The organism is Pseudomonas putida, assembly GCF_050990305.1.
GTDB classification, from domain to species: domain Bacteria; phylum Pseudomonadota; class Gammaproteobacteria; order Pseudomonadales; family Pseudomonadaceae; genus Aquipseudomonas; species Aquipseudomonas putida_AH.
Genome location: NZ_CP158817.1, coordinates 951,687 through 967,352 on the forward strand (window position 1 = coordinate 951,687; position 15,666 = coordinate 967,352).

The window sequence follows — 15,666 nt, forward strand, 5'->3', positions numbered from 1 at the left end:
GGAATTTGTAAATGATCTCTACCTTGCGACGTGGCCTGTTGGTATTGCTCGCAGCCTTGCCGTTGGTGGCTAACGCCGTGGCAGCGCCTTCCGCGCACGACCTGGTGCAGGACACTACAAACCGTATGCTGGCCGACCTGGCCGCCAACAAAGAGAAGTACAAGCAGGACCCTAATGGTTTCTATGCTGCGCTGAACACCATCGTCGGGCCGGTCGTGGATGCCGAGGGCATTTCCAAAAGCATCATGACCGTCAAATACTCGCGCAAAGCCACACCCGCGCAGATGAAAACCTTTGAAGAGAACTTCAAAAAAGGCCTGTTCCAGTTCTATGGCAATGCCTTGCTCGAGTACAACAACCAGGGCATCACCGTTGATCCAGCCAAGGACGAATCAGGCGACCGTACGAGCGTTGGCATGACGGTCAAGGGCAGCAGTGGCGCGATCTATCCGGTGTCCTACACCCTGGAAAAGATCAATGGCGAGTGGAAACTGCGTAACGTCATCATCAACGGTATCAACATTGGCAAGCTGTTCCGCGACCAGTTCGCCGATGCCATGCAGCGCAATGGTAACGACCTGGACAAGACCATCAATGGTTGGGCCGGGGAAGTCGCCAAGGCCAAGGAAAGCGCTGACAAGTCCTCCGAGAAGAAAACCCAATGAGTGAGTCGGCGGTCCTGATGGACGAATCCGGCGAGCTGCATCTGAGTGGCGTGCTGGATTACCGTACCGGTCCTGGCTTGCGTGAAGAGGGCCGGGTGCTGATCAAGGACAGCAAGGCAGCAGCGCTGATTGTCGACTGTTCGCAGGTCACCAAGTCCAGCAGCGTCGGTCTGTCGTTGTTGCTGTGCTTCATGCGTGACGCCAAAGCGGCCGGCAAGTCGCTGAGCCTGCGTGGGATGCCGGAAGATATGCGTGAAATCGCTCAGGTCAGTGAACTGGACGAGCTGTTGACGAACTCCTAACCCGCATCGACAAATAAGCCCCCCGTCAGAGTCCTGCTTCGCGGGGTTCGCAGGCGCGGGGCTTTTTTGTATGATGTCCGACCCGCGCGCACAGGGCGCCGATTGAGGTTGAGCATGCAGGCCGTAGAAGTGAAAAGCTTCCTTGAAGCAAAGCTGCCAGGAACTCGGATTGAAGTTGAAGGCGAAGGCTGCAATTTCCAGCTGAACGTGATTAGCGATGAACTGGCGGCATTGAGCCCGGTCAAGCGTCAGCAGAGCATCTATGCCCATTTGAACCCGTGGATCGCCGATGGCAGCATCCATGCGGTCACTATGAAATTTTTCAGCAGCGCGGCCTGGGCCGAGCGCACCTGAGCCCAAGGGCGTCGAGATTCTTATGGATAAATTGATTATTACTGGCGGTGCTTGTCTTGACGGCGAAATCCGCATCTCCGGGGCGAAGAACTCTGCCCTGCCGATCCTGGCTGCCACGCTGCTGTGCGATGGCCCGGTGACCGTTGCCAACCTGCCGCACCTGCACGACATCACCACCATGATCGAATTGTTCGGTCGCATGGGGATCGAGCCGGTCATTGACGAGAAGCTGGCCGTCGAAATCGACCCACGCACCATCAAGACCCTGGTCGCTCCGTACGAACTGGTTAAAACCATGCGTGCGTCGATTCTGGTGCTGGGCCCGATGGTTGCCCGTTTCGGTGAAGCCGAAGTGGCGTTGCCTGGCGGTTGCGCCATCGGTTCGCGTCCGGTTGACCTGCACATCCGTGGCCTGGAAGCCATGGGCGCGATCATCGACGTTGAAGGCGGCTACATCAAGGCCAAGGCGCCTGAAGGCGGCCTGCGCGGCGCGCACTTCTTCTTCGACACCGTCAGCGTGACCGGTACCGAAAACATCATGATGGCGGCTGCTCTGGCCAAGGGTCGCAGCGTACTGGCGAACGCCGCGCGCGAACCTGAAGTCGTCGACCTGGCGAACTTCCTGAACGCCATGGGTGCCAAGGTTTCCGGCGCCGGTACCGACACCATCACCATTGATGGCGTTGAGCGTCTGCACACCACCACTTACAAGGTGATGCCTGACCGTATCGAAACCGGCACCTACCTGGTTGCCGCTGCCGTGACCGGCGGCCGTGTGAAGGTCAAGGACACCGATCCGACCATCCTCGAAGCCGTTCTGGAAAAACTCCGTGAGTCGGGCGCTGAAATCACCACCGGTGACGACTGGATCGAGTTGAACATGCACGGCAAGCGGCCTAAAGCCGTCAACGTGCGGACCGCTCCGTACCCGGCGTTCCCGACCGACATGCAAGCGCAGTTCATCTCCCTCAACGCCATTGCCGAAGGCACCGGTGCTGTGATCGAGACGATCTTCGAAAACCGCTTCATGCACGTTTACGAACTGCACCGCATGGGTGCCAAGATCCAGGTCGAAGGCAACACCGCCATCGTGACCGGTACCGAAAAACTCAAGGGCGCGCCAGTCATGGCCACCGACCTGCGTGCTTCGGCCAGCCTGGTCATCTCGGCACTGATCGCCGATGGCGACACTCTGATCGACCGCATCTACCACATCGACCGTGGTTACGAGTGCATCGAAGAGAAACTGCAGATGCTGGGCGCGAAGATCCGTCGCGTTCCGGGCTAGTCGTTGCAGATGGGGCACAAGGACGTGCCCATTGGATTGTTGCAGGTCGAGCCGGTTTGCGGCTCGACGCGTGTCCGGCACCGATTGTGACCGGGCATAAGATTCCTGATTAAGGCGTTTTCCATGCTGACCATCGCACTGTCCAAGGGCCGCATCCTTGACGACACCCTGCCGCTTCTAGCCGAAGCGGGCATCGTGCCGACCGAGAATCCGGACAAGAGCCGCAAGCTGATCATCCCCACGACCCAGGAAGATGTACGCCTGTTGATCGTACGCGCCACCGACGTGCCGACCTATGTCGAGCATGGTGCCGCCGATCTGGGTGTCGCCGGTAAAGACGTGCTGATGGAATACGGTGGCCAGGGCCTGTACGAGCCACTGGACCTGCAAATTGCCCAGTGCAAGCTGATGACTGCCGGCAAGGTCGGCGCCGTCGAGCCCAAGGGCCGTCTGCGCATCGCCACCAAATTCGTCAACGTTGCCAAGCGTTATTACGCCGAGCAGGGCCGTCAGGTCGATATCATCAAGCTGTACGGCTCGATGGAACTAGCGCCGCTGATCGGTCTGGCCGACAAGATCATCGACGTGGTCGACACCGGCAACACGCTGCGGGCCAACGGCCTGGAGCCACAGGATTTCATTGCTGCCATCAGCTCCCGGCTGATCGTCAATAAAGCTTCGATGAAAATGCAGCACGCCCGTATCCAGGCGTTGATCGACACCCTGCGCAAGGCAGTGGAGTCTCGACACCGCGGCTGATTCACCTGCGCGACGTCACGTCGCGCCGTCTATCCGCCTCATAGCCAGAATTCTCAGGTGCCCAAGCGGATCGAATGTTAGCTTCGGGCGCCTGAGTTTTTTGCCAATCCTATGAGGCTCTCGCTATGACCGCACCGACTGCAATTCGCCGACTCAACGCTGCTGACCCGGATTTCGCGCATCATCTGGATCATCTGCTGAGCTGGGAAAGTGTGTCTGACGACTCGGTCAATCAGCGCGTGCTGGACATCATCAAGGCCGTGCGCGAGCGTGGCGATGCGGCGCTGGTGGATTACACCCGCCAATTCGATGGGCTGGACGTCGCGTCCATGGCCGACCTGATCCTGCCGCGCGAGCGTCTGGAGCTGGCGCTTACGCGCATCACCGTACCTCAGCGCGAAGCCCTGGAAAATGCCGCCGCCCGCGTGCGCAGCTACCACGAAAAGCAAAAGCAGGACTCCTGGAGCTACACCGAAGCCGACGGCACCGTCCTGGGCCAGAAAGTCACGCCGCTGGATCGCGCCGGTTTGTATGTCCCTGGTGGCAAGGCGTCGTACCCGTCGTCGGTACTGATGAACGCGATTCCGGCCAAGGTCGCCGGCGTGACCGAAGTGGTCATGGTGGTGCCGACGCCACGCGGTGAAGTCAACGAGCTTGTGCTGGCTGCCGCATGCATCGCTGGTGTGGATCGCGTGTTCACCATCGGCGGCGCCCAGGCTGTTGCTGCATTGGCCTACGGCACCGAAAGCGTACCGCAGGTCGATAAGGTCGTGGGTCCAGGCAACATCTATGTCGCCACTGCCAAGCGCCATGTGTTCGGCCAGGTCGGCATCGATATGATCGCAGGCCCTTCGGAAATCCTCGTGGTGTGTGACGGCCAGACCGATCCGGACTGGATCGCCATGGACCTGTTTTCCCAGGCCGAACACGATGAAGACGCGCAAGCCATTCTGGTCAGCCCGGATGCCGACTTCCTCGACAAGGTCGCCGCCAGCATTGCCAAGCTGCTGCCGACCATGGAACGCGCCACCATCATTGAAACCTCGATCAATGGCCGTGGTGCGTTGATTCAGGTGCGTGACATGGAGCAAGCCATGGAAGTGGCCAACCGAATTGCGCCGGAGCACCTGGAGTTGTCGGTCGCCGATCCGCAAGCCTGGTTGCCGCACATCCGCCACGCGGGTGCGATTTTCATGGGCCGCCACACTTCGGAAGCCCTGGGTGACTATTGCGCAGGCCCTAACCACGTATTGCCGACTTCCGGCACGGCTCGGTTCTCCTCGCCGTTGGGTGTGTACGACTTCCAGAAGCGTTCCTCGATCATCTTTTGTTCCGAGGCCGGTGCTTCCGAGCTCGGCAAGACTGCTTCGATTCTGGCCCGAGGCGAATCGCTGAGCGCCCACGCGCGCAGCGCTGAATACCGCATTCTTGATGAAAAGAAGGGGAACTGATCATGAGTAAATTCTGGAGCCCTTTCGTCAAGAACCTGGTGCCTTACGTACCGGGCGAGCAGCCAAAACTGGCAAAACTGGTGAAGCTCAACACCAATGAAAACCCGTACGGTCCATCGCCCAAGGCGCTGGCGGCGATGCAAACCGAACTGAACGACAACCTGCGCCTGTACCCGGATCCGAACAGCGACTTGCTGAAAAACGCCGTGGCCAAGTACTACGGCGTGCAGAGCAACCAGGTGTTCCTCGGCAACGGTTCCGACGAAGTCCTGGCGCACATCTTCCACGGGTTGCTGCAGCACGATCAGCCGCTGCTGTTCCCGGACATCAGCTACAGCTTCTATCCGGTTTACTGCGGGTTGTACGGCATCCAGTTCGACGCCGTGCCGTTGGACGAGCAGTTCCGGATCAACCCGGCGGACTACGCCAAGCCGAACGGCGGGATCATCTTCCCCAACCCGAACGCACCCACCGGTTGCCTGTTGGCACTGGAGGCGGTGGAGCAGATCCTCAAGGCCAACCCGGAATCGGTGGTCGTGGTGGACGAGGCGTACATCGACTTCGGCGGAGAAACGGCGATCAACCTAGTGGACCGTTATCCGAACCTGCTGGTGACGCAAACACTGTCCAAGTCCCGCTCGCTGGCCGGCCTGCGGGTGGGGCTGGCGGTGGGGCATCCGGACCTGATCGAGGCGCTGGAGCGGATCAAGAACAGCTTCAACTCCTATCCGCTGGATCGCATGGCCAATGTCGGTGCGGCCGCGGCGTTCGAGGATCGCGAGTATTTCGACAAGACCTGTCGCCTGGTGATCGAGAGTCGCGAGAAGGTCGTCGCGCAACTGCAAGCAAAGGGCTTTGAGGTTTTGCCTTCGGCGGCGAACTTCATCTTTGCCCGTCACCCCAAGCACGATGCGGCGGGGCTGGCAGCGAAGTTGCGCGAGCAGGGTGTGATCGTTCGGCACTTCAAGCAGGAGCGCATTGCGCAGTTCCTGCGGATCAGCATCGGCACACCGGAGCAGAACCAGGCATTAATCGATGGGCTTGGTGATCTGACGGTTTGAAAAGAATGGCCCTAGTACTTTGATATTTGCAAGGTACGAGGGCCGTTTGCTTCAAGGTAGTGAGCTAAAGCGAACAAAGATTTTAGCGACGTTCTAATTTAAACGTGCCAGTTGCTTCTTTGGTCTTATCATAAAAAAATTTGAAAGTTCCTTCTGCATTATTTTTTGAGTGTTTGAATTCAATGGTTATCTCGCCTGAGTCAGCAACTTTGACGATATCGCCAATTTTAAAGCCCCAGCGCATCTCCTGCGAACCAAAGTCCCTCTTGTAATGGTATGTGAACTTTCCGTCACCGCTGGTTTCAGGGAAGCTAATCGAGACTGTATCTTGCTTATCGGCGGACCAACCATAGACTGCACCCTTGGCAACATCCGGTTCGCCTGGTTTCGGCTGTAGGTATAAAACTGCGTGTTCTGTTTCCATTTTTGAATCAGCGGTCTGTATTTTGATATAGCCAATACTTTTGATTGAAGTTTTATCAAGCTCAATTTCATTGATTTGCATGACGATCTCCTTAAAAATCTAGTTTCAGCAGGGAGTGCTGACTGTAGATTTTTTGTGGAAAGATGGCATCTGTCATAAGTGACAGTTTTTCAATGTTGTTTTCATTGTCTTTTGGCTTGTTTATAAGCATCGGCTATAACAAATCGGCGACCTTTGAACCATCACCGAGTTTGCGCGAGGGTGATTAATTACTCGTGATGCGGCTCGCCCAGGAATGTCAGCGAGCTGAACAGCCCTCGACTGGTCACGTCCGCGCTGTCCTTCACCGGCACTTCCACCTGTGCCGAAATCACATTCAAACCTTCATTGCGCACCAACACCTGCGCCCGACCGTCCGCGTCGGTTTCGGTGATCAGGGTACTCGGCGTATTGCGATAGTCACCCACCAGCTTCACACCCGCTGCTGGTTTGCCATCCAGTAGTACTCGGACCGGCAGCGACTGGCCCGGCCCGACGGTCAGCGGGTCGACCTCCGGCAGGATCAGCAACTTGATCTGATCCAGTTTCGGCAACTTCGCCCCCAGTTGATAAATCGCCAGGCTGTACTTGAACGTCTGTGTGGATTCAATGGCGCCGGGCACTTTGCTGCGGCCTTCATTGATCCATTTCTTCTCGGCGGTTTGCGACCACATACCATTGTTGAGTGCCACGGCAATAACGGCGGGGGGCTTTAGTGGTTGCAGGCGTGCGTGGTCAGCCAGGCGCTGCACTGTCACCGGAATCATTTTGCTGTTGACGTCATACGCCCAGGCGCCGCTGATTTTCTGCGCCTTGAAGGCGTCGTCCTCGGCGCCGTGGCCGTAGATCACTTCGATGTTGCCTCGACGTTGTTCGGTCCACAGACCGTGGGCCGATACTTCGGTAGCAAACAGCAGGGCCAGTAGTGCGAAGGGTTTGAGAGAATGAGGCGACATGTCATATTGTTCCAATTGCAATAATTGAAACAATATAACATGTCTAATGAGAATATCTTCCAATCGATCGAGGGAGTCGAACCAGGATCAGTTCTCTTCTGTTTCCTTGGCCGGGGCGGGAGGTGGGCGCAGGCCGATTTCCGCCGTGAGCTTGAGTTCCTTGCCGTTGCGCATCACCTGGACCACGACCTTGTCGGTTGGCTTGATGCGAGCCACTTGATTCATCGAGCGACGACCATCGCCCGCCGGCTCGCCGTCGATGCTGAGGATCACGTCGCCCAATTGCAGGCCGGCCTTCTGCGCCGGACCGTCACGGAAAATCCCGGCGACGACGATGCCTGGACGACCGGATAGGCCAAAGGATTCCGCCAGTTCCTGGCTCAATGGCTGCACTTCGATCCCCAGCCAGCCACGAATCACCTGACCGTGTTCGATGATTGACTTCATCACCTCCATCGCCAGTTTCACCGGGATGGCAAAGCCGATGCCCTGGGAACCGCCGGACTTGGAGAAAATCGCCGTATTGATGCCGGTCAGGTTGCCGTTGGCATCTACCAATGCACCGCCGGAGTTGCCGGGGTTGATCGCGGCGTCGGTTTGAATGAAATCTTCGTAGTTGTTCAGACCCAGCTGATTGCGCCCGGTGGCGCTGATGATGCCCATGGTCACGGTCTGGCCGACGCCGAAGGGGTTGCCAATGGCCAGTGCAACGTCGCCGATGCGAATGTTGTCGGAGCGGCCCACAGTGATCGAAGGAAGGTTCTTCAAGTCGATTTTTAACACCGCGAGATCAGTTTCCGGGTCGCTGCCGATCACGCGGGCCAGGGTTTCCCGACCGTCCTTGAGGGCTACCACGATCTGGTCGGCGCCGCTGGTCACGTGGTTGTTGGTCAGGATGTAGCCTTCCGGGCTCATGATCACGCCGGAACCCAGGCTCGATTCCATGCGTTTCTGTTTGGGCGAGTTGTCGCCGAAGAAACGGCGAAACTGCGGATCTTCAAACAGCGGATGGTTGGGTTTGTTGATGACTTTGGTGGTGTACAGGTTCACCACGGACGGGGCGGCGGTGGTCACTGCGTCGGAATAGGACACCGGGCCTTGCTGCATGCTGCTGGTTTGCGGGGCTTGCTGCAGATTGACGTCGAGGCTTGGAAGCCCGACCCACTGTGGGTAACGCTGGATGATTAACAGAGCGACAAGCACGCCGGCCAACAACGGCCAGCCGGAAAAACGCAGCGCCTTGAGCATTAAGCACGTCCTGAGAAGTTTGCAGGCGAATGGAGACCGCCCATAATGTCGCGCATTATACGAGGCCGCGCGCGCCTCTGAACGGGATATTTAGGAGTCTTTTATGGCCGTCGCCCTGAGCACACTCGTCGAAGAAGCCGACCGTTATCTGAATAGTGCAAGGATCGCCGATTATTGCCCCAACGGCTTGCAGGTCGAAGGCCGGCCGCAAGTGATGCGCATTGTCAGTGGCGTCACCGCCAGCCAGGCTTTGCTCGATGCCGCCGTCGAAGCCAACGCCGATCTGGTGCTGGTGCACCATGGTTATTTCTGGAAGGGCGAGAACCCGTGCATCACCGGCATGAAACAGCGCCGGTTGAAGACCCTGCTCAAGCACGACATCAGCTTGCTGTCCTATCACCTGCCGCTGGATTTGCACCCGGATGTCGGCAACAACGTGCAGTTGGCGCGTCAGCTAGACATCACTGTCGAAGGACCGCTAGATCCGGACAACCTGAAAGTCGTCGGCCTGGTCGGCTCCTTGAACGAGCCGGTGACTGCCCGGGATTTTGCCCGCCGCGTGCAGGAAGTCATGGGGCGCGAACCGTTGCTGATCGAAGGCAGTGCGATGATTCGCCGTGTGGGTTGGTGCACGGGCGGCGGTCAGGGCTACATCGATCAGGCGATCCTGGCCGGCGTCGACCTTTACCTCAGCGGCGAAGCCTCGGAACAAACCTTCCACAGCGCCCGGGAAAACGACATCAGCTTCATCGCCGCCGGTCACCATGCCACCGAGCGCTACGGTGTGCAGGCGCTAGGCGACTACCTGGCGCGACGGTTTGCCCTTGAGCACATTTTCATCGATTGTCCGAATCCGATCTGATTTCAACACAGCCCTTGTAGGAGCGAGGCTTGCCCGCGAAGAACGATGACGCGGTGCATCAAGTACACCGTGTCATCGTTCTTCGCGGGCAAGCCTCGCTCCTACGGGGTGCAGTGGCCAAACGAGCAGGCATATTCATATGCCCTTTCGATCTAGCTGGCGCCCTGATTAGAAGCGGGGCGCTGTGCTAGGATCCCCGCTCGAACACGGCCCGCTGGCCGTTCATAAGAAAGATTTCGTGAGTAGCCATGGTCGACAAACTGACGCATCTGAAACAGCTGGAGGCGGAAAGCATCCACATCATCCGCGAGGTGGCCGCCGAGTTCGACAACCCGGTGATGCTGTACTCCATCGGTAAAGACTCCGCCGTGATGCTGCACCTGGCACGCAAGGCGTTCTTCCCCGGCAAGCTGCCGTTTCCGGTGATGCACGTCGACACCCAGTGGAAATTCCAGGAGATGTACAAGTTCCGCGACAAGATGGTCGCCGAACTGGGCCTGGACCTGATCACCCACGTGAACCCTGAAGGTGTGGCGCAAGGCATCAACCCGTTCACCCACGGCAGTGCCAAGCACACTGACATCATGAAGACCGAAGGCCTGAAGCAGGCATTGGACAAGCATGGTTTCGACGCCGCCTTCGGCGGTGCGCGCCGCGATGAAGAGAAATCCCGCGCCAAGGAGCGTGTGTACTCGTTCCGCGACAGCAAGCACCGCTGGGACCCGAAAAACCAGCGTCCGGAGCTGTGGAACGTCTACAACGGCAAGGTCAACAAGGGCGAATCCATTCGTGTATTCCCACTGTCGAACTGGACCGAGCTGGACATCTGGCAGTACATCTACCTCGAAGGCATCCCGATCGTGCCGCTGTACTTCGCCGCCGAGCGCGAAGTCATCGAGAAGAACGGCACCCTGATCATGATCGACGACGAGCGCATCCTCGAGCACCTGAGCGATGAAGACAAAGCCCGTATCGTCAAAAAGAAAGTGCGTTTCCGTACCCTTGGCTGCTACCCGTTGACGGGCGCGGTGGAGTCCGAGGCCGAAAGCCTCACGGACATCATTCAGGAAATGCTCCTGACGCGAACTTCCGAGCGCCAGGGCCGTGTCATCGACCACGATGGCGCAGGCTCGATGGAAGACAAAAAACGTCAAGGTTATTTCTAAGGGGCTGTCATGTCGCATCAATCTGATTTGATCAGCGAGGACATCCTCGCCTACCTGGGCCAGCACGAACGTAAAGAGCTGCTGCGCTTTCTGACCTGCGGTAACGTCGACGACGGCAAGAGCACGCTGATCGGGCGCCTGCTGCACGACTCCAAGATGATCTACGAAGATCACCTGGAAGCCATTACCCGTGACTCGAAAAAAGTCGGCACCACCGGTGAAGACATCGACCTGGCATTGCTGGTCGACGGCCTGCAGGCCGAGCGTGAGCAAGGCATCACCATCGATGTCGCGTACCGCTACTTCTCCACCGCCAAGCGCAAGTTCATCATCGCCGACACCCCAGGCCACGAGCAGTACACTCGCAACATGGCCACCGGTGCATCCACCTGTGACTTGGCGATTATCCTGGTCGATGCTCGCTACGGCGTGCAGACCCAGACCCGTCGCCACAGCTTCATCGCCTCTTTGCTGGGCATCAAGCACATCGTCGTCGCCATCAACAAGATGGACCTCAAGGACTTCGACCAAGGCGTGTTCGAGTCGATCAAGGCCGACTACCTGAAGTTCGCCGAAGGCTTGAAGATGAAGCCGACCAGTATGCACTTCGTGCCGATGTCGGCCCTCAAGGGCGACAACGTGGTGAACAAGTCCGAGCGCTCGCCTTGGTACACCGGTCAGTCGCTGATGGAAATTCTCGAGACCGTGGAAGTGGCGGGCGACCGCAACTTCACCGACCTGCGTTTCCCGGTGCAGTACGTCAACCGTCCAAACCTGAACTTCCGCGGTTTCGCCGGCACCCTGGCCAGCGGCATCGTCAAGAAGGGCGACGAAGTTGTGGTTCTGCCGTCGGGCAAAAGCAGCCGCGTGAAATCCATCGTCACCTTCGAAGGTGAGCTGGAGCACGCAGGTCCAGGTCAGGCCGTGACGCTGACCATGGAAGACGAAATCGACATCTCCCGTGGCGACCTGCTGGTGCACGCCGACAACGTGCCGCCGGTGACCGACAGCTTCGAAGCGATGCTGGTGTGGATGGCCGAAGAGCCGATGCTGCCGGGCAAGAAATACGACATCAAGCGCGCCACCAGTTACGTGCCAGGTTCCATCGCCAGCATCGTCAACAAGGTCGACGTGAACACTCTGGAGGAAGGTCCTGCCAGTGCGTTGCAATTGAACGAAATCGGCAAGGTCAAGATCGCGCTTGATGCGCCGATTGCGCTCGACGGTTACGACAGCAACCGCACCACCGGCGCGTTCATCGTCATTGATCGCTTGACCAACGGCACTGTTGGCGCGGGCATGATCGTCGCGCAACCGGTGGTGCACGGCACCAGCACCCACCACGGCAAACTGGCTCACGTGGCTACCGAAGAGCGCGCCCTGCGCTTCGGCCAGCAACCGGCCACCGTGTTGTTCAGCGGCTTGTCGGGCGCGGGCAAAAGCACACTGGCCTACGCGGTCGAGCGCAAGCTGTTCGACCTGGGCCGTGCGGTGTTTGTGCTTGATGGCCAGAACCTGCGTCACGACCTGAACAAAGGTCTGCCACAGGACCGCGCCGGGCGTACCGAGAACTGGTGCCGTGCCGCGCACGTGGCGCGTCAGTTCAACGAAGCCGGCCTGTTGACCCTGGCCGCGTTCGTTGCACCGAGTGCCGAAGGTCGCGAAAAGGCCAAAGAACTGATCGGCAAGGAGCGTCTGCTGACGGTCTACGTCCAGGCCTCGCCAACGGTGTGTGCCGAACGTGATCCGCAAGGCCTGTACGCGGCGGCCGGGGATAACATCCCGGGCGAATCCTTCCCGTACGACGTGCCGCTGGATGCCGATCTGGTGGTTGATACCCAATCCGTGTCGCTGGAAGAAGGCGTCAAGCAAGTGCTGGATCTGCTGCGTAAACGCGGCGCGATCTAAGCGTCAGGCAGAAAAAAATAAACCCGCCGATGAGTGATCATCGGCGGTTTTTTTTGTGTCTTTTCGAACGCCTTCGCGGGCAAGCCTCGCTCCTACAGAGGAACACATTTCCCTGTAGGAGCGAGGCTTGCCCGCGAAGAGGCCGGAACATTCACCGAATTACTTCGCTGGATATTCGCGATGCATCTGCCCCAACAACGCATCCTTGTCCTGCCACAACTGATTGATCCAGCCCTGGAACTGCAAGCGGTATTCACCGTCCTGGTCGTAGTTCTTGCCGATGAACTGCGGCGGAATCCTCAGTTCCTGAAAGTGCACCACCACGTCCGCAACGTTCCCGCACAACAGGTCCCAGAAACCGGGGCGACCGGCCGGGTAGTGAATCGTCACATTGACGATCGATTCCAGTTGCTCACCCATGGCATCCAGCACAAACGCAATGCCACCGGCCTTGGGCTTGAGCAGGTACTTGAAGGGTGATTGCTGCTGGGCATGCTTGCCTTCCGTGAAGCGCGTCCCCTCTACGAAATTGAAAATGCCCACCGGGTTGTCGCGAAATTTCGCACAGGTCTTGCGGGTGGTTTCCAGATCCTTGCCTTTCTTCTCAGGATGCTTTTCCAGATACGCTTTGGAATAGCGCTTCATGAACGGAAAGCCCAGCGCCCACCAGGCCAGCCCGATCACCGGCACCCAGATCAGCTCCTGCTTGAGGAAGAACTTCAACGGCTGAATTCGCCGGTTGAGCACGTATTGCAGCACCAGGATATCGACCCAGCTCTGGTGGTTGCTGGTGATCAGGTAGGAGTGCTTGTAGTCGAGACCCTGCAGGCCGCTGACGTGCCAGCGGGTGCGGCGGACCAGATTCATCCAGCCTTTGTTGAGACTGATCCAGGCTTCGTGGGTGTGGCTCATCAACCATCCGGCAATGCGTTGTGTGAGGGCGAATGGCAATGCCTTGACCAACGCCACGCAGAACAGGAACGAGCAGAGCAGAATCGTGTTCAATGCCAACAGTAGCGAAGCGATAACACCGCGCACGGGGGCAGGTAGAAAGTCCAGCATTTAAACATCCATAGGTCGGTTGGCTGCCTGGATCGCGGTCAACGCGATGGTGTAGACGATGTCGTCGACCTGCGCACCGCGCGGCAAATCGTTCACCGGTTTGCGCAGGCCTTGCAACATCGGCCCGAGGCTGACGCAATCGGCGCTACGCTGCACGGCCTTGTGGGTGGTGTTGCCGGTGTTGAGGTCAGGGAACACGAACACCGTGGCGCGACCGGCGACCTGACTGTTCGGTGCCAATTGCCTGGCCACGGTTTCGTTGGCGGCGGCGTCGTACTGCAACGGGCCGTCGATCAGCAACGCATTCTGTTGTTCATGGGCGAGCAATGTCGCTTCGCGAACCTTCTCGACTTCCTCGCCGCTGGCCGACTCACCGCTGGAATAACTGATCATCGCCACCCGTGGCGTGATGCCGAATGCCGCCGCCGAGTCGGCGCTTTGCAGGGCAATTTCAGCCAGCTCGCTGGCGCTCGGGTGCGGGTTCATCACGCAGTCGCCATAGACCAGCACTTCTTCGGGAAACAGCATGAAGAATACCGACGACACCAGGGTGCAGCCCGGTGCCGTCTTGATCAGTTGAAGGGCTGGGCGAATGGTGTTGGCGGTGGAATGAATGACGCCTGAGACAAGCCCATCGACCTCATCCAGCGCCAGCATCATGGTGCCGATCACCACGGTGTCTTCCAGTTGTTGCTCGGCCATCGGCGCGTTGAGGCTTTTGCTCTTGCGCAACTTCACCATCGGCTCGACATAGCGCTCGCGGATCAGATCCGGATCGAGGATTTCCAGCCCCGGTGGCAGCTCAATGCCCTGGGCGCGCGCCACGGCTTCGACGTCGGCGGGTTTGGCCAGCAACACGCAGCGGGCAATGCCACGGGCCTGACAGATCGCCGCAGCTTGTACGGTCAGCGGCTCGCTGCCTTCGGGCAGGACGATGCGTTTGTTGGCGTTCTGGGCACGCTGAATCAATTGATAGCGGAACACCGCCGGCGACAGGCGCATTTCCCGTGGCGTGCCGCAGCGTTGGTGCAACCAGTTGGCGTCCAGATAGCCGGCGACGAAATCGGTGATGATCTCCGCGCGCTCGCGGTCGTCGATCGGGATTTCCTTGTTCAAGCCGTTCAGCAGGTTGGCGGTATCGTAGGAACCGGTGCTCACCGACAGTACCGGCAGGCCAGCCTGCAAGGCGCCACGGCAGAGGTCCATGATGCGCGGATCGGGCAGGGTGTCGCTGGTCAGCAACAGGCCGGCCAGCGGCACGCCATTGATGGCCGCAAGGCTCACGGCCAGGATGATGTCGTCGCGATCGCCGGGGGTCACCACCAGGACGCCGGGCTTGAGCAACTCCACGGTGTTGCGCATGGTGCGCGCGCAAATGATGATTTTGGTCATGCGCCGGGTTTCGTAGTCGCCGGCGTTGAGCACCTGGGCGCCCATCAGGTCGGCCACGTCGCGGGTACGCGGCGCATTCAGTTCCGGCTGGTACGGGATGCAGCCCAGCAGACGGAAGTCGCCACTTCGCAACAGCGGCGAATGTTCCTTCAGGCGCGCGGCGAAGGCATCCATGCTCTCGTCGGTCTTGACCTTGTTGAGGATCACGCCAAGGACTTTCGGGTCCTTCGGGCCGCCGAACAATTGCGCCTGCAATTCCACGCGACCGGACAATTCGGTCAGCACTTCGTTTTCCGGCGCTGAGACCAGGATCACCTCGGCATCCAGACTCTTGGCCAGGTGCAGATTGACCCGTGCGGCATAGCTGGCGCTGCGGGTCGGCACCATGCCCTCGACAACCAGCACGTCCTTGCCGATGGCGGCCTGCTGATAGAGGGTGATGATCTCTTCGAGCAACTCGTCCAGCTGACCGTCGCCGAGCATGCGCTCGACATGGGCCAAGCCCAGTGGTTGTGGCGGTTTGAGACCGTGGGTGCGGGCCACCAGCTCGGTGGAACGTTCGGGGCCGGTATCCCCCGGATGTGGCTGGGCGATCGGTTTGAAAAAGCCGACCTTGAGGCCGGCCCGCTCAAGCGTACGCACCAGCCCGAGGCTGATGGAGGTCAGGCCCACACCAAAATCGGTGGGTGCAATAAAAAAAGTTTGCATGCGAATTCTCTGAAGGAGCAT

Annotated in this window: 15 protein-coding genes; 10 read left to right on the forward strand and 5 right to left on the reverse strand. The window is 59.0% G+C overall.

Annotated elements, in window-relative coordinates:
• The first annotated feature begins 11 nt into the window (after window positions 1-11).
• From ABTV22_RS04255 to hisC, 7 genes are all read left to right on the forward strand, one after another.
• Window positions 12-665 (forward strand): MlaC/ttg2D family ABC transporter substrate-binding protein, encoded by a 654-nt coding sequence (locus tag ABTV22_RS04255; protein WP_433738702.1) that lies wholly within the window; start codon window positions 12-14, stop codon window positions 663-665.
• Window positions 662-967, forward strand: coding sequence for an STAS domain-containing protein (locus ABTV22_RS04260; protein ID WP_433738703.1), 306 nt, complete (start codon window positions 662-664; stop codon window positions 965-967). The genes ABTV22_RS04255 and ABTV22_RS04260 overlap by 4 nt, the downstream gene beginning before the upstream one ends.
• 114 nt (window positions 968-1,081) lie before the next feature.
• A complete protein-coding gene (locus ABTV22_RS04265) occupies window positions 1,082-1,321 on the forward strand; it encodes a BolA family protein (RefSeq protein WP_433738704.1) in 240 nt (79 codons plus the stop codon).
• A 22-nt stretch (window positions 1,322-1,343) separates the two neighbouring features.
• Entirely contained in the window at window positions 1,344-2,609 is a 1,266-nt protein-coding gene (gene murA / locus ABTV22_RS04270) for a UDP-N-acetylglucosamine 1-carboxyvinyltransferase (protein ID WP_433738705.1), read from the forward strand.
• A 123-nt stretch (window positions 2,610-2,732) separates the two neighbouring features.
• The gene (hisG, locus tag ABTV22_RS04275) at window positions 2,733-3,368 is read left to right on the forward strand and encodes an ATP phosphoribosyltransferase (protein WP_008018703.1); all 636 of its coding nucleotides are present in this window, start codon (window positions 2,733-2,735) and stop codon (window positions 3,366-3,368) included.
• 125 nt (window positions 3,369-3,493) lie between these two features.
• The gene (gene hisD / locus ABTV22_RS04280; RefSeq protein ID WP_433738706.1) at window positions 3,494-4,819 is read left to right on the forward strand and encodes a histidinol dehydrogenase; all 1,326 of its coding nucleotides are present in this window, start codon (window positions 3,494-3,496) and stop codon (window positions 4,817-4,819) included.
• A 2-nt stretch (window positions 4,820-4,821) separates the two neighbouring features.
• Complete coding sequence (hisC, locus tag ABTV22_RS04285; protein WP_433738707.1) at window positions 4,822-5,880, forward strand: histidinol-phosphate transaminase; 1,059 nt, start codon at window positions 4,822-4,824, stop codon at window positions 5,878-5,880.
• Between the two features lie 82 nt (window positions 5,881-5,962).
• Here hisC and ABTV22_RS04290 read toward each other — a convergent pair whose 3' ends face one another.
• The 3 genes from ABTV22_RS04290 to algW all read right to left on the reverse strand — a co-directional run bounded on the left by ABTV22_RS04290 (window position 5,963) and on the right by algW (window position 8,547).
• A complete protein-coding gene (locus tag ABTV22_RS04290; RefSeq protein WP_433738708.1) occupies window positions 5,963-6,385 on the reverse strand; it encodes a hypothetical protein in 423 nt (140 codons plus the stop codon).
• A 188-nt stretch (window positions 6,386-6,573) separates the two neighbouring features.
• Window positions 6,574-7,299 carry a DUF4198 domain-containing protein gene (locus ABTV22_RS04295; protein WP_433738709.1) on the reverse strand — a complete coding sequence of 242 codons (726 nt, stop codon included), beginning with the start codon at window positions 7,297-7,299 and terminating at the stop codon, window positions 6,574-6,576.
• Between the two features lie 87 nt (window positions 7,300-7,386).
• A complete protein-coding gene (gene algW, locus ABTV22_RS04300; protein WP_433738710.1) occupies window positions 7,387-8,547 on the reverse strand; it encodes a Do family serine endopeptidase AlgW in 1,161 nt (386 codons plus the stop codon).
• Between the two features lie 103 nt (window positions 8,548-8,650).
• Here algW and ABTV22_RS04305 point away from each other — a divergent pair, with 103 nt between their 5' ends.
• The 3 genes from ABTV22_RS04305 (at window position 8,651) to cysN (ending at window position 12,483) form a co-directional block, all read left to right on the forward strand.
• A complete protein-coding gene (locus ABTV22_RS04305; RefSeq protein WP_433738711.1) occupies window positions 8,651-9,409 on the forward strand; it encodes a Nif3-like dinuclear metal center hexameric protein in 759 nt (252 codons plus the stop codon).
• Between the two features lie 248 nt (window positions 9,410-9,657).
• Window positions 9,658-10,575 (forward strand): sulfate adenylyltransferase subunit CysD, encoded by a 918-nt coding sequence (gene cysD / locus ABTV22_RS04310; protein ID WP_150769422.1) that lies wholly within the window; start codon window positions 9,658-9,660, stop codon window positions 10,573-10,575.
• Between the two features lie 9 nt (window positions 10,576-10,584).
• A complete protein-coding gene (gene cysN / locus ABTV22_RS04315; RefSeq protein WP_433738712.1) occupies window positions 10,585-12,483 on the forward strand; it encodes a sulfate adenylyltransferase subunit CysN in 1,899 nt (632 codons plus the stop codon).
• Window positions 12,484-12,642: 159 nt separating this feature from the next.
• Here the strand turns inward: cysN and ABTV22_RS04320 are convergent, their stop codons facing one another.
• Together ABTV22_RS04320 and pta are read right to left on the reverse strand one after the other, a co-directional pair.
• On the reverse strand, window positions 12,643-13,545 hold the full coding sequence (locus ABTV22_RS04320) for an acyltransferase (protein ID WP_433738713.1): 903 nt from the start codon (window positions 13,543-13,545) through the stop codon (window positions 12,643-12,645).
• Entirely contained in the window at window positions 13,546-15,645 is a 2,100-nt protein-coding gene (gene pta, locus ABTV22_RS04325; RefSeq protein WP_433738714.1) for a phosphate acetyltransferase, read from the reverse strand.
• Between the last annotated feature and the right edge of the window lie 21 nt (window positions 15,646-15,666).

Excerpts from the sequence above, each read along its gene's own strand:
- murA (WP_433738705.1), top strand. The coding sequence starts at position 1,344 with ATGGATAAATTGATTATTACTGGCGGTGCTTGTCTTGACGGCGAAATC.
- ABTV22_RS04305 (WP_433738711.1), top strand. The coding sequence starts at position 8,651 with ATGGCCGTCGCCCTGAGCACACTCGTCGAAGAAGCCGACCGTTATCTG.
- ABTV22_RS04260 (WP_433738703.1), top strand. The coding sequence starts at position 662 with ATGAGTGAGTCGGCGGTCCTGATGGACGAATCCGGCGAGCTGCATCTG.
- hisC (WP_433738707.1), top strand. The coding sequence starts at position 4,822 with ATGAGTAAATTCTGGAGCCCTTTCGTCAAGAACCTGGTGCCTTACGTA.
- cysN (WP_433738712.1), top strand. The coding sequence starts at position 10,585 with ATGTCGCATCAATCTGATTTGATCAGCGAGGACATCCTCGCCTACCTG.
- hisD (WP_433738706.1), top strand. The coding sequence starts at position 3,494 with ATGACCGCACCGACTGCAATTCGCCGACTCAACGCTGCTGACCCGGAT.
- ABTV22_RS04290 (WP_433738708.1), bottom strand. The coding sequence starts at position 6,385 with ATGCAAATCAATGAAATTGAGCTTGATAAAACTTCAATCAAAAGTATT.
- ABTV22_RS04320 (WP_433738713.1), bottom strand. The coding sequence starts at position 13,545 with ATGCTGGACTTTCTACCTGCCCCCGTGCGCGGTGTTATCGCTTCGCTA.
- cysD (WP_150769422.1), top strand. The coding sequence starts at position 9,658 with ATGGTCGACAAACTGACGCATCTGAAACAGCTGGAGGCGGAAAGCATC.
- ABTV22_RS04255 (WP_433738702.1), top strand. The coding sequence starts at position 12 with ATGATCTCTACCTTGCGACGTGGCCTGTTGGTATTGCTCGCAGCCTTG.
- pta (WP_433738714.1), bottom strand. The coding sequence starts at position 15,645 with ATGCAAACTTTTTTTATTGCACCCACCGATTTTGGTGTGGGCCTGACC.
- ABTV22_RS04265 (WP_433738704.1), top strand. The coding sequence starts at position 1,082 with ATGCAGGCCGTAGAAGTGAAAAGCTTCCTTGAAGCAAAGCTGCCAGGA.
- hisG (WP_008018703.1), top strand. The coding sequence starts at position 2,733 with ATGCTGACCATCGCACTGTCCAAGGGCCGCATCCTTGACGACACCCTG.
- ABTV22_RS04295 (WP_433738709.1), bottom strand. The coding sequence starts at position 7,299 with ATGTCGCCTCATTCTCTCAAACCCTTCGCACTACTGGCCCTGCTGTTT.
- algW (WP_433738710.1), bottom strand. The coding sequence starts at position 8,547 with ATGCTCAAGGCGCTGCGTTTTTCCGGCTGGCCGTTGTTGGCCGGCGTG.